At 68.5% G+C, this 20,368-nt stretch carries 16 protein-coding genes; 9 read left to right on the top strand and 7 right to left on the bottom strand.

The window, feature by feature from the left end; genetic code table 11:
* The first annotated feature begins 353 nt into the window (after positions 1–353).
* Together ACTOWK_RS08685 and ACTOWK_RS08690 are read left to right on the top strand one after the other, a co-directional pair.
* A complete protein-coding gene (locus ACTOWK_RS08685) occupies positions 354–3,473 on the top strand; it encodes an autotransporter domain-containing protein (protein ID WP_441329778.1) in 3,120 nt (1,039 codons plus the stop codon).
* 446 nt (positions 3,474–3,919) lie between these two features.
* Positions 3,920–4,549: a LysE family translocator gene (locus ACTOWK_RS08690; RefSeq protein WP_441329779.1), complete on the top strand. Its 630-nt coding sequence runs from the start codon at positions 3,920–3,922 to the stop codon at positions 4,547–4,549.
* Positions 4,550–4,552: 3 nt separating this feature from the next.
* On the opposite strand, the gene ACTOWK_RS08695 is transcribed toward ACTOWK_RS08690, so the two are convergent.
* Positions 4,553–4,837 (bottom strand): DUF4031 domain-containing protein, encoded by a 285-nt coding sequence (locus ACTOWK_RS08695; RefSeq protein WP_031372541.1) that lies wholly within the window; start codon positions 4,835–4,837, stop codon positions 4,553–4,555.
* 241 nt (positions 4,838–5,078) lie between these two features.
* Between ACTOWK_RS08695 and gloA2 the strand changes: the two genes are divergently transcribed.
* Complete coding sequence (gene gloA2, locus ACTOWK_RS08700) at positions 5,079–5,468, top strand: SMU1112c/YaeR family gloxylase I-like metalloprotein (RefSeq protein WP_441329780.1); 390 nt, start codon at positions 5,079–5,081, stop codon at positions 5,466–5,468.
* Positions 5,469–5,486: 18 nt separating this feature from the next.
* Here gloA2 and ACTOWK_RS08705 read toward each other — a convergent pair whose 3' ends face one another.
* Positions 5,487–6,419, bottom strand: coding sequence for a DedA family protein/thiosulfate sulfurtransferase GlpE (locus ACTOWK_RS08705; RefSeq protein WP_441329781.1), 933 nt, complete (start codon positions 6,417–6,419; stop codon positions 5,487–5,489).
* A 341-nt stretch (positions 6,420–6,760) separates the two neighbouring features.
* On the opposite strand from ACTOWK_RS08705, the gene ACTOWK_RS08710 reads away from it, so the two are divergent.
* Positions 6,761–7,570 (top strand): class I SAM-dependent methyltransferase, encoded by an 810-nt coding sequence (locus ACTOWK_RS08710; protein ID WP_441329782.1) that lies wholly within the window; start codon positions 6,761–6,763, stop codon positions 7,568–7,570.
* 143 nt (positions 7,571–7,713) lie between these two features.
* On the opposite strand, the gene ACTOWK_RS08715 is transcribed toward ACTOWK_RS08710, so the two are convergent.
* Positions 7,714–8,160, bottom strand: coding sequence for a carboxymuconolactone decarboxylase family protein (locus ACTOWK_RS08715; RefSeq protein ID WP_441329783.1), 447 nt, complete (start codon positions 8,158–8,160; stop codon positions 7,714–7,716).
* A gap of 98 nt (positions 8,161–8,258) precedes the next feature.
* On the opposite strand from ACTOWK_RS08715, the gene ACTOWK_RS08720 reads away from it, so the two are divergent.
* Both ACTOWK_RS08720 and ACTOWK_RS08725 read left to right on the top strand, forming a co-directional pair.
* Positions 8,259–9,170 carry a LysR family transcriptional regulator gene (locus ACTOWK_RS08720; RefSeq protein ID WP_441329784.1) on the top strand — a complete coding sequence of 304 codons (912 nt, stop codon included), beginning with the start codon at positions 8,259–8,261 and terminating at the stop codon, positions 9,168–9,170.
* A 274-nt stretch (positions 9,171–9,444) separates the two neighbouring features.
* Entirely contained in the window at positions 9,445–9,660 is a 216-nt protein-coding gene (locus ACTOWK_RS08725; protein ID WP_031372547.1) for a hypothetical protein, read from the top strand.
* Positions 9,661–10,783: 1,123 nt separating this feature from the next.
* Here ACTOWK_RS08725 and ACTOWK_RS08730 read toward each other — a convergent pair.
* Together ACTOWK_RS08730 and ACTOWK_RS08735 are read right to left on the bottom strand one after the other, a co-directional pair.
* Positions 10,784–11,383, bottom strand: a complete 600-nt coding sequence (locus ACTOWK_RS08730; RefSeq protein ID WP_441329785.1) for an NTP transferase domain-containing protein — start codon at positions 11,381–11,383, stop codon at positions 10,784–10,786.
* 3 nt (positions 11,384–11,386) lie between these two features.
* Positions 11,387–12,403, bottom strand: a complete 1,017-nt coding sequence (locus ACTOWK_RS08735; protein ID WP_441329786.1) for an XdhC family protein — start codon at positions 12,401–12,403, stop codon at positions 11,387–11,389.
* 307 nt (positions 12,404–12,710) lie between these two features.
* On the opposite strand from ACTOWK_RS08735, the gene ACTOWK_RS08740 reads away from it, so the two are divergent.
* The 3 genes from ACTOWK_RS08740 (at position 12,711) to ACTOWK_RS08750 (ending at position 15,994) form a co-directional block, all read left to right on the top strand.
* Positions 12,711–13,166 (top strand): (2Fe-2S)-binding protein, encoded by a 456-nt coding sequence (locus tag ACTOWK_RS08740; protein ID WP_441329787.1) that lies wholly within the window; start codon positions 12,711–12,713, stop codon positions 13,164–13,166.
* A gap of 64 nt (positions 13,167–13,230) precedes the next feature.
* The gene (locus ACTOWK_RS08745) at positions 13,231–15,414 is read left to right on the top strand and encodes a molybdopterin cofactor-binding domain-containing protein (RefSeq protein ID WP_441329788.1); all 2,184 of its coding nucleotides are present in this window, start codon (positions 13,231–13,233) and stop codon (positions 15,412–15,414) included.
* 10 nt (positions 15,415–15,424) lie between these two features.
* Complete coding sequence (locus ACTOWK_RS08750; RefSeq protein ID WP_441329789.1) at positions 15,425–15,994, top strand: hypothetical protein; 570 nt, start codon at positions 15,425–15,427, stop codon at positions 15,992–15,994.
* Between the two features lie 157 nt (positions 15,995–16,151).
* On the opposite strand, the gene ACTOWK_RS08755 is transcribed toward ACTOWK_RS08750, so the two are convergent.
* Both ACTOWK_RS08755 and ACTOWK_RS08760 read right to left on the bottom strand, forming a co-directional pair.
* Complete coding sequence (locus tag ACTOWK_RS08755) at positions 16,152–17,039, bottom strand: cation diffusion facilitator family transporter (protein ID WP_441329790.1); 888 nt, start codon at positions 17,037–17,039, stop codon at positions 16,152–16,154.
* Positions 17,040–17,133: 94 nt separating this feature from the next.
* Positions 17,134–20,358: an efflux RND transporter permease subunit gene (locus tag ACTOWK_RS08760; RefSeq protein WP_441329928.1), complete on the bottom strand. Its 3,225-nt coding sequence runs from the start codon at positions 20,356–20,358 to the stop codon at positions 17,134–17,136.
* Between the last annotated feature and the right edge of the window lie 10 nt (positions 20,359–20,368).

Below are 20,368 nucleotides of genomic sequence, written 5' to 3' on the forward strand. Positions count from 1 at the left end.
ACCCTTGCGGGGACGACGATGGTTGCTCTCGCGGCGCCCCTGTCAAGCATCCGCACGCTTAGTCATAGCGCTCGACGCCAAATTCGGCAAAGTCAAGTCGATCATTCTTGTCGCCTCGCTCGCTACGCAAGCGTCGTTAGTCATGCCCGTCTGATGCGACGAGCAGGTAGGGAGGCACACATGTCTGTGCGTTTGTGATCACTCAGGTCGCACGAAGATCGACCGAACACGATGCCGCCGCATGCATCGAACCGCTGCTTCAAGCGCCGCTACGCCGCGCTTTCGACACGATAAGGGACTACTGACCGATGCAAGGCAATACCCGCATTACGCGTAATAGCGTCACCCAAGGCATGCATTCCCGCTCTCTGCTTTCGCTCGCCATCGTCGGCGGCCTGCTCGCCGTTTCGGCGTCGGCCGCGGCGCAGAACGCGAGCCCGATGGGCCAGCTCGGCAATCCCGACAGCTGGCGCAGCGACGAATTCAACGCCGATTGGGGCCTGGCCACGATCAACGCCCAGTACGCCTATGCGCGCGGCCTGACCGGCAAGGGCATCCGCCTGGGCGTGTACGACAGCGGCACCGTGTTCAGTCATCCCGAATTCGCCGGCAAGGACCACCGCGCCGTGCACATGGCCGACGTGCTCGCCGACGGCAGCGTCTGCACCAACACCTCGATCATCAGCGGCGCCGGCGCCTGCTTCACCTCGCGCGGCGACCAGGCGCAGATCCGTTACGTCGGTTTCAACGCCAACGTGCCCGAGAACATCCGCCGCATCATCCAGTCCGGCCCCTACGTCCAGCCGGGTTGGGAGTTCAACACCCACGGCACCCACGTCGGCGGCACCATCGCCGCCAACCGCGACGGCAGCGGCATGCACGGCGTCGCCTTCGGCGCCGACCTGACTGCGGCCAAGTGGTCGTTCAACAGCGTGCGCGAGTGGGCGCGCAGCGCCACCGGCGGCTACAGCGTGGTCAGCATCGGCGGCGTCGGTCCGGAAGACGCCACTGTCGCCGGCATGTACGCGCAGATGAACGAGCAGGGCGTGCGCGCAGTCAACCACAGCTGGGGCCTGGCCACCGAGCCGAATACCCTGGCCCAGCTCGACGGTTATCTGTTCGACCCCGACAACGCCGCCTATTTCGACACCTTCGCCAAGGGTTCGCTCGACAAGGGCATGTTGCAGGTATGGGCCGCGGGCAACCACAACGTCGCCGGCACGACCCCGCAGACCGCGCCGCAGGCCGGTCTGTACGCGAGCCTGCCGCGTGGCCGCGCCGAGCTTGAGCCGTACTGGCTGACCGTGGTCAACGTCAATCAGAACCTGGTGCTGAGCGCTTCCTCGATGCGTTGCGCGCAGACCGCGAACTGGTGCGTCGCCGCACCGGGCTCGGTGATCAACTCGACCGTGCTCGGAGGCGAGGAATCGCTGCAGGGCGGGCTGGTGCGCAATCCCGACGGCACGATCTCCTTCGACATCGCCGCCGGCGCGCCGACGTTCGAGTACGGCAACCTCAGCGGCACCTCGATGGCGACGCCGCACGCGGTCGGTTCGCTCGGCCTGTTGATGGAGCGCTTCCCCTATCTCGCCAACACCCAGGTCCGCGACATCCTGCTGACCACCGCGACCGATCTCGGCGCGCCCGGCGTCGACGACGTCTACGGCTGGGGCCTGATCGATCTGCGCAAGGCCATCGACGGCCCGGGCCAGATCCGCGTCGACACCGACGTGGTCATGGACCGTCCGGGCGGCGGCGCCAAGGTGTGGGACGGCAAGGCCTGGGACGACTGGCGCAACGACATCGGCGGTCCCGGCGTGCTGAGCAAGTCCGGCCTCGGCTGGCTGCGCTTGAGCGGTAATAACAGTTTCGGCGGTCTCACGGTCAAGCACGGCGTGCTCGAGCTGACCGGCAACAATAACTATGCCGCGCGGGTCGAAGGCGGCACCCTGGTCGTCAACGGCACCCTGACCACGGCTTCGTTGCCAGTACTCGCCGGCGGCGCGCTCGGCGGCAGCGGCCGCATCGTCGGCGACGTGCGCATCGAAGGCGCGGTCTCGCCGGGCAATTCGATCGGCACCCTGAGCGTGCAGGGCAACTACGTGCAGGCGGCCGGTTCGACGTATGTCGCCGAACTGTCGGCTGGCGGCGCCTCCGACCGCATCGACGTGAGCGGCCAGGCCCGCCTGGAAGGCGGCAAGCTGGTGGTGCTGCATGCGCCGGGCCAATACATGCTCGGCCAGTCGTTCAACCTGATCAGCGCCGCCGGCGGCATCAGCGGGCAGTTCGCCTCGCTCGACCAGACCGCGTTCTCGCCGTTCCTGAAGTTCGGCCTGAGCTATGCCGCTAACCAGGTCGGTATCGACGTGACCCGCGGGGCCTCGCTGGCGGCGAGCGCGCAGACCGACAACCAGCGTGCCGCCGCGACCGCCGCCGACCGCCTCGCGATCGGCCAGGGCATTCCGCAGCCGCTGACCCAGTTGTTCCCGGAGCAAGCGCTGGCCGCGCTCGACGCGCTCAGCGGCGAGGCTCATGCCAGCCTGCGTTCGATCATGGTCGACGACGGCCGCCACGTGCGCGACGCGGCCCTGAGCCGTGCGCGCGCCGGTCGCGGCGATTTCGCCGCCGACAGCGCCGGCGAATCCTCGCAGGGCGCCTGGGTGCAGTTGCTGAAGTCCGGCGGCACCCTCGACGGCGACGGCAATGCCGCGCGCAACGAGTACAACGGCTCGGCCACCTTGCTCGGCTACGACTACCGCTTCGACGGCGGCTGGCGCATCGGCGTGCTCGGCGGCCGCGGCCGCAGCGACAGCGACGACGCCCGCAACGACAAGGGGCGGATCAAGACCCGTCACCTGGGCCTGTATGCCGGCCAGAACTGGGGCGGTTTCGGCCTCAGCGCCGGCTTCGCGTTCGCCCGTCACGACGTCGACCTGGATCGCGGCATCGCCTTCAACGGCTTCAACGATCGCGCCCGTTCCAACTACGACGCCGACAGCAAGCAGGGCTTCGTCGAAGGCGGCTACCGCTTCGACGCCGGCGTCTGGGCGTTCGAGCCGTATGCGCAGTTCGCCCAGGTGCGGGTGAAGAGCGATGGCTTCCAGGAAAGCGGCGGCGCCGCGGCGCTGACCGGCCGCAGCGCCGACAGCCGGGTCAACCTGTCGACCCTGGGCCTGCGTTTCAACGTCGACCTGAAGGGTTCGCAGCAGGAGCAGAGCTGGCTGAGCCTGCGCGGCGGCCTCGGCCGTCGTCATGCCAGCGGCGACCTCAACCCGGCGACCTCGGTGGCCTGGCGCGGCGGCGACGCCTTCCAGGTCCACGGCGCGCCCCTGGCCGACGACGCCACCCTGCTCGAAGCCGGCATCGCCGCACGCCTGAGCGCGAACGGTCTGTTGGAACTCAACTACAGCGGTCAACTCGCCGACGAGGCGCACGACCACGGAGTCAACGCGCGGTATTCACTGCGCTTCTAACCCCCCGCCCGAAGGGGGAGCCCCCGAAGCCGCAACGGCGCAAGCCGTTGCGGCTTCTTTTTTTGGGCGTGTATCGGTAGCGGAGCAAAAGCAAGGCAAAAGCAAATCCCCCCTGCCCCCCTTTTTCAAAGGGGGGACTCGTTCTTGGAGGGATCGGATGCTCTCGCGTTGCACATCCGACGAACGCACCATGGGCCAACGCTTTTCCCCGATCACGCCGAGCTGTTCCCCCCTTTTGAAAAAGGGAGGTAGGGGGGATTTGCTCGTGCTCTTACGCCAATGCCAACGAACGCATCTCCACCTCCGTCGCCGCCCGACCTCCTCATCCATCGCCTCCCAGCGTTGCATCGCACCGGCTTATGCCGGCGGCCGCATTCGGCGATGATGAGGCCCCGCCGCCATCGCCCCGTGCATCGCGCCGGTTCCCCACGACTCCGGAGATGCGCATGTTCGAGCTGTCGGCACTGTTGGCCTTCGCCGGCCTGGCCCTGGTCATGGTCCTCACCCCGGGGCCGAACATGATCTATCTGGTCTCCCGCTCGATCTGCCAGGGCCGCAAGGCCGGGCTGATTTCGCTGGCCGGGGTCGGCATCGGCTTCTTCTTCTATCTGTTCGCCGCCGCCTTCGGCATCACCGCGCTGTTGTTCGCGGTGCCGTTCGCTTACGACGCGCTGCGCATCGGCGGTGCGATGTACTTGCTGTGGATGGCTTGGCAGGCGGTGCGGCCCGGCGGGCGTTCGCCGTTCCAGGTCCGCGACCTCGCCGCCGACAGTCCGCGCCGTTTGTTCACCATGGGCCTGCTGACCAGTCTGTTGAACCCCAAGGTGGCGATGTTCTACCTCGCCCTGCTGCCTCAGTTCATCGACCCGCAGCGCAGCGTGATGCTGCAGTCGTTGTTGCTCGGCAGCCTGCAGATCGCGATCAGCGTCGGCGTCAACGCCCTGATCGTCGCCGGCGCCGGCGGCATCGCCAACTTCCTCGCCGGACGGCCCCGCTGGGTGACCGCGCAGCGCTGGGTCATGGGCGGGGTGTTGTCGGGGCTGGCGGTGCGGATGGCGGTCGACGCCCGCCGCTGAGGCTCAAGGCGCGCGGCCGGCGGCCTGGTCGCGCGCGCGCTGGATGATCGCGCGCACCTGGGCGCGGTCGCGATGGCGCGAAATCGCCACCGCGCCGAGTGCGATCGCGCGTTCGCGCATCTGCGCGGTGACGTCGTAGTGGCAGCCGCTGGCCTTGTCCTGGAACGATTCGCGACGCTTGCCGAGCCGCGCTGCGAATGCGTGCAACTCGTCGAGACGGTCGGCCATCAGATGCGCCCAGCGTTCGCCGCGCCAGGGCCATACCGCATCGTCGACGTACACGGTCACCGCATCTCTCCCGGGAACAATCCAAGCCTCACTGCCGTCGATTCTGTCACGGCGTGCTCTGTCACGGCGTGCTCCGCCACAGCAGGCTCTCTCACGGCAGGCTCTCTCACGGCAGGCTCTCTCACGGCAGGCGCGGCCTGGCGCCGGCCGTGCGGCTCGAAGCGACGCAGGCGACAGGATGCACCCAGTATCCGACAATCGCGACGTCGCGGGCGCACCCCCATCGCCCACAGGAGCCGTCATGCGGATCTCGGCCATCCACCACGTTGCGATCATCTGTTCCGATTACCCACGCTCGAAGCATTTCTATACCCAGGTGCTCGGGCTGCAGGCGCTCGCCGAGGTCCATCGCGAGGCGCGGCGTTCGTACAAGCTCGACCTGGCCTTGCCCGATGGCGGTCAGATCGAACTGTTCTCGTTCCCCGATCCGCCGCCGCGGCCGTCGTATCCGGAAGCCTGCGGCCTGCGCCATCTCGCCTTCGCGGTCGACGACATCGATGCCTGCGTCGCCGAACTGCAGGCGCAGGCCATCGCGGTCGAGGCGGTGCGCGTGGACGAATACACCGGGCGCCGCTACACCTTCTGCGCCGACCCCGACGGCTTGCCGATCGAGTTCTACGAGCGCGGCTGAGGCGCCGCGCCGCCGGCCTCAGGCGTGGGCGACGAGGTGGCCGTGTTCGCGCCAGGCCTCGAAGCCGCCGGCCAGCGGACGCACGCGCTTGAAGCCGCGCCGGCGCAGCTCGCGCGCCAGGACCGCGGCCGAGGCTTCGTTCGGGCAATCGCAGTAGACGATGACCTCGTCGCGCCGCTCCAAGGGAACATCGGCCAGGGACACGTCAGCCAGCGAGGCGACGAATACCGCGCCGGGTATCCAGCCGGAGGCGTCGCGCTGCGGCTGCGAGCGCACGTCGAGGATCGTCGGGCTGTTGCCGTCTTGAAGCAGGCGGGAGAGTTCCGCCACGCTGATCCGCGCCATGCGCAGTTCGCGCAGGAACAGGCGGCGCTTGAGCAGCTTGTAGCCGACGAAGGCGGCGATGGCCGCGGCCACCAGCAGCAGGCCGTAGCGGCCGAGCGTCTCCAGGCGGTCGAGCACGTCGTTGACCGCTTCATGGAACACCGCGCCGACCGCGACCGCGAGGCCGGCCCAGAGCAGGGCGCCGATGCCGTCGTAGAAGGCGAAGCGGCGCGCGCTGGTGCCGGTTTCGCCGGCCAGGGTGGTCGCGACCGCGGCGAAACCGGGCACGAACTTGGCGACCACCAGCGACGGCGCGCCCCAGCGTGCGTAGAGGCCGCGGGTCATCAGCACGCACGAGTCCGGCGACAGCGACACCTTGCACATCAGCCGCAGCAAGGCCGCGCCGATGCGGCGCCCGCCGAGGTACCACAGGCTGTCGGCCAGCAAGGCGGCGAGGGCGGCGATCAACAGGATCGGCCACAGGCTCTGCTGCTGGTCCACGGCGATCGCGGCGGTAACGATGATCGGCGGATAGGCCGGGACCGGCAGCCCGCCCTGATCGAGGAACACGCTGACGAAGACCACGAGCAGGCCGTAGGTCTGGATCAGATGCAGCAGGGCGTCCATCGGTCGGTCCTAAGACCGCGTCACGCGGTCGGGAAAGAGCAAGCCGCGTCACGCGGTCGGGAAACAGGAGCAAGCCGCTTCACGCGGTCGGGAAACAGGGGCGAGCCGCGTCACGGCTGGAAAGCCATCGGCAGTTTCCGCCCGTGCCGCGTTCGCTGCAATCGCATGGCGGCGACGGATCGTTGCGGGCGCAGCATCGGCGCCGCGCTGCGGTCGCCGGTCCGTCGCATTCGGGCCTGCGGCGAGTCCATACTGCGGTCGCCGTAGCCTTGGGCGTCACATCGGCGGCCGCACAATGACGGTCGCCGGGTCGCTGCGGCCGGCCGTCACGGGAGGATTCGATGCGCCTGGAAGGCAGTCAGGAAACCTTGCTGATCACGCTCTACGCCAAGGCGATGGACAACCGCGCCACGCCGTCGATCTTGCGCGACGCCCTGGCCGACGACCTGGTCCGCCATATCGATTACGACTTCGAGCGCTTCGGCCTGGGCCCGTCGGATATCCGCGGGCTGGCGCTGCGTTCGCGCATCATCGACGGCTGGACCCGCGCCGCGCTGCAATCGCGCGCCGACACCCTGGTGCTGCACCTGGCCTGCGGCCTGGACTCTCGGGTGTTCCGGGTCGACCCGCCCCTGGAGGTGGACTGGATCGATCTCGACTTTCCCGAGGTGATCCGCCTGCGCGAGGCGTTGCTGCCGCAACGCGCCGGGCGTTACCGCACTTTGCCTAGCAACGTCATGGAGCCGGACTGGATCGAGCGCCTGGACAACCAGCGCCCGGTGCTGGTGATCGCCGAAGGCCTGTTTCCCTATCTCGACGAGCACCGCGTCCGCGAACTGGTGCGGCGCCTGATCGAGCATTTCCCGCAGGGCGGGCAGTTGCTGTGCGACCTGTACAGCCCGTTCGCGCTGCGCCTGCTGCGGCACGCGAGCATGATCCGCGCGACCAAGGCCCGCATCGGCGACTGGACCCGCGCCGGACCGCGCAGCCTGGAGGCCTGGCATCCACGCCTGAAGTTCGTCGACGAGCCGCGCCTGAGCGAAGTCGCCGAGGTGGCGGCCCTGCCGCGGGCGCAGCGCTGGCTGTTCAAGCTCTACGACCGCTCCGAATGGCTGCGCAACCTGGGGCGGGTGGCGCGCTTTCGTTTCTGAGCTTCAGGCGATCAGGGCGCCGCAGGGTCCTTTGCAGGAGCGGCGTAAACCGCGACCGCGCCCTTTCACTTGTCGTCGTCGCGAGGTCGCTGCGAGGCGGTCCTTGCGCCGTCCCACGCCGCGGGTCCGCGCGCGCGACCCGCTCACCCCGCTAACGTCGGGTCCGGCTTGCGGAACGCGATCGCCAGCCGGTTCCAGGCGTTCATCGAGATCGCCGCATAGGTCAGCGCCACCAGGTCGTGGTCGCTGAAGTGCGCGCAGACTTCGGCATAGACCGCGTCCGATACCGGCGCCTGGGCGACCGCGGTGATGGCCTCGGCCCAGGCCAGGGCGGCGCGTTCGCGCGCCGTGAACGGGCCCTCGGCCCAGACCCGCAGCAGGTGCAGGCGGCGATGGCTTTCGCCGCGTTCGACCGCCTCTTCGGTGTGCACGCGCAGGCAATAGGCGCAGCCGTTGATCTGCGAGATGCGTACGTTGACCAGGTCGATCAGTGCGCGCTCCAGGCCGCTCTTGTCGACATAGCTTTGCAGGCCGGCCAGGGCGCGGGTGCCCTGCGGGTCGACGGCGTTGTAATCCAGGCGGGCGGACATGGCGGTCTCCATCGGATGAGCGTCGTGCGACGCGATGGCGCCACGTTAGGATGTTCGTTCCTGAAAGGCATTCCGCCATGGATGCAAGCCGAGATTGCATGAATGAACAATCCCTGGACTGGGACGACTACCGCTTCATCCTCGCGGTCGGTCGCGCCGGTTCGCTGAACGGTGCGGCCAAGCGCCTCGCGGTCAGTCATCCGACCGTGTTCCGGCGGATCAATACGATCGAGCGAGCGCTCGGTGCGCGTTTGTTCGAACGCGCCCGCGATGGCTACACGCCGACGCCGACCGGCGAGGAAGTGATCGCAGTGGCGGCCGAGATCGAAACGCGCATCGCCGCGACCGAGCGGCGCCTGGCCGGCCTGGATGCGCGCCTTAGCGGGCGCATCCGCGTGACCACGGTCGAACCGGTGCTGTACGGCCTGTTGCCGCCGCTGTTGGCGAAGTTCCGCCGCGAGCACCCGGGCATCGTCCTCGAATTGGTCGCCGACAACGCCGTGCGCGACCTCAGCCGGCGCGAGGCCGACGTCGCCCTGCGCCCCGGCGGCAAACCGCCGGAAGGCCTGATCGGACGCAAAGTCGCGCGTCTGGCCGCGGCGGTGTACCGGCCGCGTGCGCTGCGGCTGCCGCGCGGCGCCGGCCCCGAGGCCCTGGCCGACTGCGACTGGGTGGTGCCCGACGACAGCCTGGCGCACATCGGCATGGCGCAATGGCTGCGCCGCCTGCGCTACGACGAACGCGCGGTGCTGCGCGCCAATAGTCTGCTGGCCTTGCGCGACGCAGCGGCGAACGGCATCGGCCTGGCGGTCTTGCCCTGTTTCCTCGGCGATGCCGACCGCCGCCTGGCGAGGGTCGGCGAACCGCTGGAGGGTTTGGCCGCGGACCTGTGGCTGCTGAGCCACCCGGACCTGCGCCGTACCGAGCGCATTCGGGTCTTCAGCGAGGCCATGCGCGAAGGATTGGCCCGGCTGCAGCCGGTGCTGGATGGTCGTCGGGCGTCCGCTTAGGAGGCCAGACGGCCAGGGGCGAGCGCTCGCACCCGCATCCGTGAAGCCGGTCCGCCCGGATCGTCCGGCACAAAAAGTCCACAGTTACTTTTGAAACCTGTGACTGAACGCACATCACATTAGGAAAAATCCTACACGCTTAGGGGTGTTCCGACGACGGTTTACTGTTCACGCAAGACGCATCTTTTGATTGCTCCGACGGCATCCGGATACAGATTCGCCCTGAGGCGAACTTCCCCCCACCGCGCCGGCTGAACTTTTACAAGGATGAGCCATGTTTCGCGTCGAACTGAAGCAGCGTGATGGCAGCGACGACAGTGCGCTGGCGGTAGCGATTGCAGAGATCGCGCAGGAATACCGCAGCGCCGAAGCGGCGTTGCGCGCCGTACTGCCGCAGGCCAGGAGATACGCCGCGCACGCCCCGAAGGGGTTGTGGCTGCGTATCTACGATGCCGATTCGCAGCCCGTGTTTGGCACGTTGGTTCCCTAGGGCCGACGTGCGGTTTGCGCCGCCCGGCTGACAGGAGTCTGGCCGGGCGGCGCGGGCCTCCTTGCGCCCGCGCGCGGGCGCTGGACGCGTGCGTCTGCCGGTGGAGCTCGCGCCGCCATTCGTCGGCGCTCTTGGGTAGGAGCGCCGCGAGCCGCGACCGCGTTCTGTCCGGTTGCGTCGTAGCTGCGGTTTCGCGGTCGCAGCTTGCGCAGCTCCTACAGGGGCTCCAGAACGATTCGTCAGCGCTCCTGGGTAGGAGCGGCGCAAGCCGCGACCGCGTTCTGTCCGGTTGCGTCGTAACTGTGGTTTCGCGGTCGCAGCTTGCGCAGCTCCTACAAAGGCTTCGGCAGGATTCGCGAGCAGCTCCTACAGGGGCTCCGGAACGATTCGTCAGCGCTCTTGGGTAGGAGCGGCGCGAGCCGCGACCGCGTTCTGTCCGGTTGCGTCGTAACTGTGGTTTCGCGGTCGCAGCTTGCGCAGCTCCTACGGGGGCTCCAGAACGATTCGTCAGCGCTCTTGGGTAGGAGCGGCGCGAGCCGCGACCGCGTTCTGTCCGGTTGCGTCGTAGCTGCGGCTTCGCGGTCGCAGCTTGCGCAGCTCCTACAGGGGCTCCGGAACGATTCGTCAGCGCTCTTGGGTAGGAGCGGCGCAAGCCGCGACCGCGTTCTGTCCGTTGCGTCGTAGCTGCGGTTTCGCGGTCGCAGCTTGCGCAGCTCCTACAGGGGCCTCGGTGAGATTCGTCAGCGCTCTTGGGTAGGAGCGGCGCAAGCCGCGACCGCGTTCTGTCCGGTTGCGTCGTAGCTGCGGTTTCGCGGTCGCAGCTTGCGCAGCTCCTGCAGGGGCTCCAGAACGATTCGTCAGCGCTCTTGGGTAGGAGCGGCGCAAGCCGCGACCGCGTTCTGTCCGTTGCGTCGTAACTGTGGTTTCGCGGTCGCAGCTTGCGCAGCTCCTGCAGGGGCTCCAGAACGATTCGTCAGCGCTCCTGGGTAGGAGCGGCGCGAGCCGCGACCGCGTTCTGTCGGTTGCGTCGCAACTCCGGCTTCGCGATCGCAGCTCCTACAGCTGTCTCGGAGAGATCCACGCACGCCGTGGGTGCAATGGCCGGATCGGGCTTCTGCGTTTCCTAGGCCTCATCGATCCAGCCCCGCGTCATCGCCGCGATCAGATCCGCCGGGGTGTCGAGGTCGTGTTCCAGCTCCGGGGCGCGCAACCGCCAAACGGTCTCGATGGGCAGGCGCTTGAGCGCCGCGCCGAAGCCGCGGTCGCCGCTTAGCTGCCCGGCCTCGCGCCAAATCGCCGCGGCGATCACCGCCGGGATACCGAGCGCATCGCCATGTGCGGTCGCGGCGCAACCGGACGCGGCCGCCGCGGCGCCATCGAGCAAGGCCTGCAGTTGCCCGGCCTCCAGCGCCGGCTGATCGCAGCCGAGCACCAGCATCGGTCCGTCGAAGTCGGCCAGCGCGCGCGCGGCGGCGCGCAGACTGCTGGCCAGGCCTTCCTCCCAGAGCTCGTTGTCGATGCATTCGACCGCCAAGTCGGCGATCGACGCAGCCATCGCGCCGCTCTGCGCGCCGAGCACGACCAGCACCCGCTGCGCTGCGGTCGTCGTCGCCAACCGCGCGGCGCGATGCAGCAAGGTCTCGCCGTCGCGACGCAGCCCTTGCTTGGGCTGTCCGAGGCGGCGGCTCGCGCCGGCGGCCAATACCACCGCGACATGCGCCATCGCTCAGGGCTCGCCGTGGCGATGGGTCTGCAATTGCGCGGCGATGCTGAGGGCGATCGCCTCCGGGCCCTCGCCGCCGAGCTTGAGGCCGATCGGCGAATGCAGGCGCGGCGCCAGCGAGGCTTGCGCCGAGGCCGGCAGCACCCGGAACAAGTCCTCGCGCCGCCGCACCGGGCCGAGCAGTCCGACGAAACCGATCTGCTGGCCGTTGACGCTTTCGGCCAGGTGTGCGAGCGCTTCGCGATCCAGATCGAAGTGGTGATGCATCACCAGCGCGGCATCGTGCGGTCGCGCGGTCGCCAGCGCCTGCGCCGGGCTGCGCTCGATGGCGTGATCGGCAAGACCACCGGCGGCGCTCCATCGCGAGCGCCGTTCGACCAGGGTGGTTATCCAGCCCAGGGTGCGCAGCAGCGGCAGCAGGGTCGGGGTTTCCGGGCCGGCGCCGAACACCAGCACCGACGGCGGCGCCGGTATTTCCAGGTTCCACTGCGCGGCTGCGGCCGACGACCACGGTGGCGTGTTGACCGCGAGGGTCCAGCGCATGCGTTCGTCGCCGACCGTGGCGACGAGGGCGCCGTGGTTGCGCAGGTCGAGCTGCAGGTCGCCATGGCCGCGCCGCCACTCGTCGATCAAGGCCGGCCATTCGCGCAGCGCCGACAAGGGCAGCAGCGCCAGGCGCAGGCGGCCGCGACAACCGACCGCAGAACCGGCGAACAGGTCCTCGTCGCTGCGGGTGTCGATGTCCATCCATTCGATGCCTTGCGATTGCGCGGCGTCCTGCGCGCGCAGTTCGATGTCCGGCTCGATGCAGCCGCCGCTGAGCCAGCCGACCTGGCCGTCGCGTGCGCCGAACAAGGCCATCGCGCCCGGCCGGACATAGGTCGAGCCTTCGGTTTCGAGCACGACCGCCAAAGTGGCGGGGTCGCCGCGCGCGGCCGCGGCGGCGCTGGCCTCGAGCACCGCGCGCGGGCCGCCCGGCGCGCTGCGCTTCGCTAGTGCGGGGTCCGGCGAGTCGGCCATGCGTACGCCCAGGGGCGGAGAAGTTTCGAGTCTAGAACGTTCGCGGTCGCGATGGCGTTGCGCTGCATCACGTCGACCTGCGCCGGCAGTTTTGGGCAAGCCGCGAGCGCGGCCCGCGCACGAAAATCCAGGGACGTGCCGCATCGCTCGCACAGAACCCATCGACTTGCGTCGAACAACCGGCGCGAAGGCTCGGAGAATCCGGCAAGCGCCGCGTTTCGTCGCTTCATCTTGGTATCGCCGGCGATCTGGCGGCGGCCAATTTTGAGGAGTAGGCTCGGACGACCCCAGCCGCCGCGAGGGAACCATGAAGCTTCTTGTCAACGGCACCGAACACGAGGTTGCCGCTCCACCGGACATGCCCCTGTTGTGGGTGCTGCGCGACCTGATGCACCTGACCGGCACCAAGTTCGGTTGCGGCATCGCCCAATGCGGTGCCTGCACGGTCCATGTCGACGGTGCGCCGCGACGCGCCTGCGTCATGCCGGTCGCCAGCGTCGAAGGCAAACAGATCACCACCATCGAAGGCCTGTCGCAGGACGGCAGCCATCCGGTGCAACGCGCCTGGGCCGAGATCGACGTGGTCCAGTGCGGTTACTGCCAGTCCGGCCAGATCATGTCGGCAGCGGCCTTGCTGACCCAGATCCCCAAGCCGACCGACACCGACATCGACCAGGCCCTGTCCGGAAACATCTGCCGTTGCGGCACCTATCCGCGCATCCGCGCGGCGGTGAAGCGCGCGGCCGAGATCGGCAAGGCCTGATCGCGTCATTCCCCACGACGTCATGCTCGCAGCGCCGGCACCTTGGGCGCTTTAGGAGGTCGATGTGAATACCGTACCGGCGCCGTCGCGGCGCCAGTTCCTCAAGACCAGCGCCCTGATCGGCGGCGGTCTGGTGGTCGGCTTCGTGGTGCCCGGCGCCAAGCGTTTCGCCCACGCCGATCCGGCTGCAGCCGCGGCGGTATCGAGCGGCTTCGTGCCCAACGCCTTCCTGCGCGTCGGCGCCGACGACACCGTCACCGTGCTGATCTCGCATTCGGAGATGGGCCAGGGCGTGTGGACCGGCCTGGCGATGTTGATCGCCGAAGAACTCGATGCCGACTGGTCGAAGATCAAGGTCGAACACGCGCCGGCTGCGCCGGCCTATGCGCACACCGCCTTCGGCATGCAGATGACCGGCGGCTCGACCAGCACCTGGTCGGAGTTCGACCGCTATCGCCAGGCCGGCGCGACCGCGCGTGCCTTGTTGGTGGCGGCCGCGGCGCAACGCTTCGGCGTACCGGCCGACCAGGTCCGCACCGAGAACGGCGTGGCCATCGCCGGCGACAAGCGCGCGCGTTACGGCGAGCTCGCCGACGACGCGGCCAAGCTGCCGGCGCCGACTGCGCCGCAGACGCTCAAGGAGGCCAAGGACTGGAAGATCATCGGCAAGCCGACCAAGCGCCTGGACTCGCCGGAGAAAATCACCGGCAAGGCCAAGTTCGGCATGGACGTGCAGTTCGACGGCCTGCTGACCGCGGTGGTCGCGCGTGCGCCGGTGTTCGGCGGCACGGTCAAATCCTTCGACGCGGCGCCGGCCAAGGCCGTGCCCGGCGTGCGCGACGTGCTGCAGGTGCCGAGCGGCGTGGCGGTAATCGCCGATCATTACTGGGCGGCGAAACAAGGGCGCGACGCGCTGATCATCGACTGGGACCTCGGCCCGAACGCCGGCCTGGACACGGCGAAACTGCGCGAAGAATTCCGCAAGCTCGCCGCCACCGACGGCGACATCGCCGCCCAGGCCGGCGACGTCAAGAGCGGCTTGGCGAAAGCGGCCAAGACCATCGAGGCCGAGTACAACGTGCCCTATCTGGCGCATGCGCCGATGGAGCCGTTGAACTGTACGGTCAAGATCGAGGCCGACCGCTGCGAGATATGGACCGGCACCCAGTTCCAGACCGTCGACCAGCAGGTCGCGGCCAAGATCACCGGCCTCAAGCCCGATCAGGTGCAGATCCACACCATGTTCCTCGGCGGCGGTTTCGGCCGCCGCGCCACCCCGACCGCGGACTTCGTCACCGAAGCGGTGCATGTGGCCAAGGCCGCGGGCAAACCGGTCAAGACCGTGTGGTCGCGCGAGGACGACGTGCGCGGCGGCTATTACCGGCCGATGTACCTGCAGCGAGCGCGCATCGGCATCGACGCGCAGGGCGTCCCGGTGGCGTGGCAGCACGTGCTGGTCGGGCAATCGATCATCGCCGGCACGCCGTTCGCCGGGGCGATGATCAAGAACGGCATCGACGCGACCTCGGTCGAGGGCGTCGCCGATTCGCCGTATCTCAAGGAGATCGCCGACTACCGCGTCGACCTGCATTCGCCGAGCACCGGCATCCCGGTGCTGTGGTGGCGTTCGGTCGGGCACAGTTACAACGCCTTCGTCATGGAAAGCCTGATCGACGAGCTGGCCCATGCCGCCGGCAAGGATCCGGTCGAGTATCGCCGCGCGCTGCTCAAGCAGCATCCGCGGCATCTGGCGGCGCTCAATCTGGTTGCCGACAAGGCCGGCTGGGGCACGGCTCTGCCGAAGGGCCGCGCGCGCGGCGTGGCGGTGCACGAATCCTTCGGCAGTTTCATCGCCCAGGTCGCCGAGGTTTCGGTGGAGCCCAAACCGGGCGGAGGCCAAGGCATTCGCGTGCACCGTTTCGTCTGCGCGATCGACTGCGGCCTGGCGGTCAACCCAGACGGCGTGCGCGCACAGATGGAATCGGGCATCAACTTCGGTCTCGGCGCAGCGCTGTACAGCCAGCTGACCTTCAAGGACGGAAGAGTGCAGGAGTCGAACTATCACGACTACCGCGTGCTGCGCCTGGACGAAGCGCCGCAGATCGAAGTGCACATCGTGCCGAGCACCGACAAGATGGGCGGCGCCGGCGAGCCCGGCACCGCGCCGGTCGCGGCGGCCGTGGCCAATGCGGTGTTCGCACTCAATCAACAGCGGCTGCGCGAACTGCCGCTGCAGTTGCCGGCCTGAGGAGACGACGATGCGTGCATGGATCATCGCCATCGCGGCGGTTGCCGCGACCGCTTGCGGACCGAAGGTGAGCCCGGAGCAACGCGAACAGGCGGTCGCCGCGTTCGCGACCGTGCAGCAGGTGTTCCAGCACCCGCGCTGCCAGAACTGCCATATTCCCGGCGACCAACCGCTGCAATTCGATGCCGGCCTGCCGCATGCGATGGGCGTAGTGCGCGGCCCCGAAGGCAAGGGCGCCGCCGGCCTGCCGTGCTCGACCTGCCACGGCGAAGCCAATCTGCCGGCGAGCTACGGCCCGAACGCGCCGCCGGGCGCGCCGCATTGGCAGTTGCCGCCGCCGGACCACAAGATGGCCTGGATCGGTCTGCCGGCGCCGAAGCTGTGCGAGATGATCAAGGACAAGAAGAGCAACGGCGGCCGCGACTTCGCCGCGCTGATCAAGCACGTCAGCGAAGACAAACTGGTGCTGTGGGGCTGGGCGCCGGGCGGCGAACGCAAGCCGGTGCCGGTGCCGCACCCGGAATTCGTCGCCAAGTTCAAGACCTGGGCCGATGCGGGCGGGCCGTGCCCGGCGTCGTAGCCGGGCGCATCACGCCGATGCGGTTGAGCTGAAGAGTAGGAGCGGCGTCCCACAGGGATTTCCTTTGGTCACAAGCCGCGACCGCGACCTCTCGGCTGCGACGCAAGCGTGGTTTCGCGGTCGCGGCTTGCGCCGCTCCTACTCTTTGAAGCGGTCTTCAGTGACTTGGTGGATCGCAGGCCACGCTCTCGATCTGCAAAGTGCAATGCTCGATGCCGAAGCGTTCGTCGAGCTCTCGCACCAATTCGCCGCGCAAGGCATCGGCATCGATGCCTGCGTCGACGACCAGGTGTGCGGTCATTGCCGGGGTGCTCGATCCCAGCGACCACACGTGCAGGTCGTGCACGTCGTTAACGCCGGGCGCTTCCAACAGCACTGCGCGCACCGCGGCGAGGTCGATGCCGCCCGGCACGCCTTCCATGAGCACGTTGCCGGCCTCGCGCAACAAGGTCCAGGTGCGCGGCAATACCCACAATCCGATCAACACCGCGAGGATCGGGTCGACCACGGTCCAGCCGGTGAAGCGAATGACGATGGCGCCGGCGATCACCGCGACCGAGCCGAGCATGTCGCTCCATACTTCGAGGTAAGCGCCTTTCATGTTGAGGCTTTCGCCGCTGCCGGCCTTGAGCAGGCGCATGGCCACCAAATTGACGACCAGGCCGAGCGAGGCGATCGCCAGCATGCCGGTGGTCGCGATCTGCGGCGGCTCGCTGAAGCGGCCGGCGGCTTCCCACAGGATGTAGGCGGCGACCGCGAACAGCATCAGGCCGTTCGCCATCGCCCCCATCGCTTCCATGCGCGCGTAGCCGTAGCTGCGTTTGGCGTCGGCCGGTTTGCGGCTCAGCCGCACCGCGGTCAGCGCGATCATCAGCGCCAGGGTGTCGGTGCCCATGTGCGCGGCGTCCGACAACAGCGCCAGGCTGTTGGTCAGGAAGGCGCCGACGACTTCGGCGATCAGGAAGCCGCCGGTCAATCCGAGCGCCCACCACAGAGGACGTTCGTGGCGGATGGCAGTGCTGCCGTGGTCGTGTCCGCTGCTCATATCGATGCTCCTGTTTGCGTCGTAAGCGGATCGCCCGCGGGCGATGCCCAGGATCGAGGCGGGCCGCGCTTGCGCGACCCGCCGGGGCACCGCCTCAGTGGGCGGGCGAGGGCTCCGCCGTTGCCGGCGCCGGCGGCGGATCGAGCTTGCGCTCTCCGGCGTCGTTGCGGTGCAGCCAGCGGTACAGCACCGGCAGCACCAGCAGGGTCAGCAGGGTCGAGGAGACGATGCCGCCGATCACCACCGTCGCCAGCGGCCGCTGCACTTCCGAGCCGGCGCCGACGTTGAAGGCCATCGGAATGAAACCCAGCGACGCCACCAGCGCGGTCATCAGCACCGGCCGCAAACGGCCCAAGGCGCCGTCGACGATGGCGTTGTCGAGTGGGTCGCCTTGTTCGCGCAGCTTGCGGATGAAGGCGATCATTACCAAGCCGTTGAGCACCGCAACGCCGGACAGGGCGATGAAGCCGACCCCGGCCGAGATCGACAGCGGAATGCCGCGCAGAGCCAAGGCGATCACCCCGCCGGTCAGCGCCAGCGGCACGCCGCTGAAGACGATGGCGGCGTCCTTGGCCGAGCCGAAGGCCATGAACAACAGGGCGAAGATCAGCACCAGGGTGACCGGCACCACCACCGCCAGGCGCTGGCTGGCCGAGATCAGTTGCTCGAAGGTGCCGCCATAACCGATCCAGTAACCCTCGGGCACCTTCACCTGGGCATCGAGTTTCTGTCGCAGCTCGGTGACGAAACCGCCGAGATCGCGATCGCGTACGTTGGCGGTCACCACGATGCGGCGTTTGCCGTTCTCGCGGTTGATCTGGTTCGGGCCAAGAATCGAGTTGAGCTTGGCCACTTCGCGCAAGGGCACGGTGCGCGGCGCACCCGAACTCCAGGTGGCGTCGCGGCTGGACTCGTCGCGATCGCCTTCGCTGCGCGCCGGCAAGGGCACCGGCAGATCGGCCAGCGCCGCGGTGTCCTGGCGCAGGCGTTCGGGCAGGCGCACGACCAGGTCGAAGCGGCGGTCGCCTTCGAACAACTGCCCGGCGACTTCGCCGCCGACCGCGGTCGCCACGGTGTCCTGCACCGCCGCCGGGTTGAGCCCGTACACCGCCAGCGAGCGGCGATCCGGCTCGACGCTGAGCATCGGCAGGCCGGTGACCTGCTCGGCCTTGACGTCGGCCGCGCCGGGCACCTGCTTGGCGACCGCTTCGATCTGCTGGGCGATCTTGAGCAACTGCTGCAGATCGTCGCCGTAGACCTTGATCGCGACGTCGGCGCGCACGCCGGAGATCAACTCGTTCATGCGCATCTGGATCGGCTGGGTGAACTCGAAGTTGTTGCCGGGCAGGATGCGCGCGACCGCTTCGATGTCCTCCATCAGCCTGGCCTTGGTCTTGCCGGGGTCGGGCCAGCGTTCGCGCGGTTTAAGCATCAGGAAGGTGTCGGCGACCGAGGGCGGCATCGGGTCGCTGGCGACTTCGGCGGTACCGATCTTGCTGAACACCCGTTCGACTTCCGGCATCGCCAGAAACGCTTGCTCCATGGTCTTCTGCATGCCGACCGACTGGGTCAGGCTGGTACCGGGAATGCGCATGGCCTGCACCGCGACGTCGCCTTCGTCGAGGCTCGGCACGAACTCGCTGCCCATGCGCGTCGCCAGCACACCGCTGAAGATCACCAGCACCGCGGTGCCGGCCATCACCGCCGTGCGGCTGCGCAACGCCCAGGCCAGCACCGGCTCGTAGCGGCGCCGCAACCACGCCATCGCGCGGTTTTCCTTTTCCGCGACCTTGCCGCCGAGGAAGGTCGCGACCGCGGCCGGAACGAAGGTCAGCGAGAGCAGCATCGCGCCGGTCAGCGCCAGCACCACGGTGATCGCCATCGGGTGGAACATTTTCCCTTCGATGCCGCTGAGCGCGAAGATCGGCAGGTACACCGCGGCGATGATGCCCAGGCCGAACAGGCTCGGACGGATCACCTCGGCGGTGGCCGAGGCGGTCAGGTCGTGGCGTTCCTCGTCGCTCATCTGCCGGCCGAGCCGGTGCTGGGCTTCGCCGAAACGGCGCAGGCAGTTCTCGATGATGATCACCGCGCCGTCGACGATCAGGCCGAAGTCGAGCGCACCCAGGCTCATCAGATTGCCGGACACGCCGCCGCGGACCATGCCGGTGATGGTGAACAGCATCGCCAGCGGGATCACCAAGGCGGTGATCAGTGCGGCGCGGAAATTGCCGAGCAGCAGGAACAGCACCACCACCACCAGCAGCGCGCCTTCGACCAGGTTCTTCGACACCGTGGCGATAGTGCGGTCGACCAGCGAGGTGCGGTCGTACACCGGGTTGGCGCTGACGCCCTTAGGCAGGCTGGCGTTGGCTTGTTGCAGCTTCGCCGCCGCCGCCTGTGAGACGTCGCGGCTGTTGGAGCCGACCAGCATGAACACCGTGCCGAGCACGACTTCGTGGCCGTTCTGGGTGGCCGCGCCGCTGCGCAGCTCGGGGCCTTCGCCGACCGTGGCGACATCGCGCACCCGGATCGGCACGCCGTCGCGGCGGTCGAGGACGATGTCGCCGATCGCCTCGATGCCGACGATCTGCCCCGGCACGCGCACCAGGAACTGCTCGCCGTTGCGCTCGATATAGCCGGCGCCGACGTTCTGGTTGTTGGCGGCGAGCGCGGCGACCACGTCGCGCTGGGTCAGGTTCAAGGCCACCAGCCGCGCCGGATCCGGCGTGATGTGGATCTGCCGCGCGTAGCCGCCGATGGTGTTGACCTCGGTGACCCCGGGCGTGTTGCGCAACTGCGGGCGGATCACCCAGTCCTGCAGGGTGCGCAGGTCGGTGGGGTTGTACGGCGTGCCGTCGGCCTTGCGCGCCTTCGGCTCGGCGTCGACGGTGTACATGAAAATCTCGCCGAGGCCGGTCGCGGTCGGGCCGAGTTCGGGTTCCAGGCCGGCCGGGATCTGCGACTTCACCTGCTGCAGGCGCTCGGCGACCTGTTGCCGGGCGAAGTACAGGTCGGTGCCGTCCTTGAACACCACGGTCACCTGCGACAGGCCGTAGCGCGACAGCGAACGGGTGTAGTCGAGTTTCGGCAGGCCGGCGAGCGCGGTCTCGATCGGAAAGGTCACCCGTTGTTCGGATTCCAGCGGCGAGTAACCCGGCGCCTGGGTGTTGATCTGCACTTGCACGTTGGTGATGTCGGGGGTGGCGTCGATCGGCAGTTGCCGGAAGCTCCACACGCCGATCGCGATCAGCGCGCCGGTGAGCGCCAGCATCAGCCAGCGGTGGCCGATGGCGAAACGCAGGATGCGTTCGAGCAGGCCCGAGCGC

The organism is Lysobacter sp. CA196, assembly GCF_052078695.1.
In the GTDB taxonomy this organism is placed as follows: Bacteria; Pseudomonadota; Gammaproteobacteria; order Xanthomonadales; family Xanthomonadaceae; genus Lysobacter.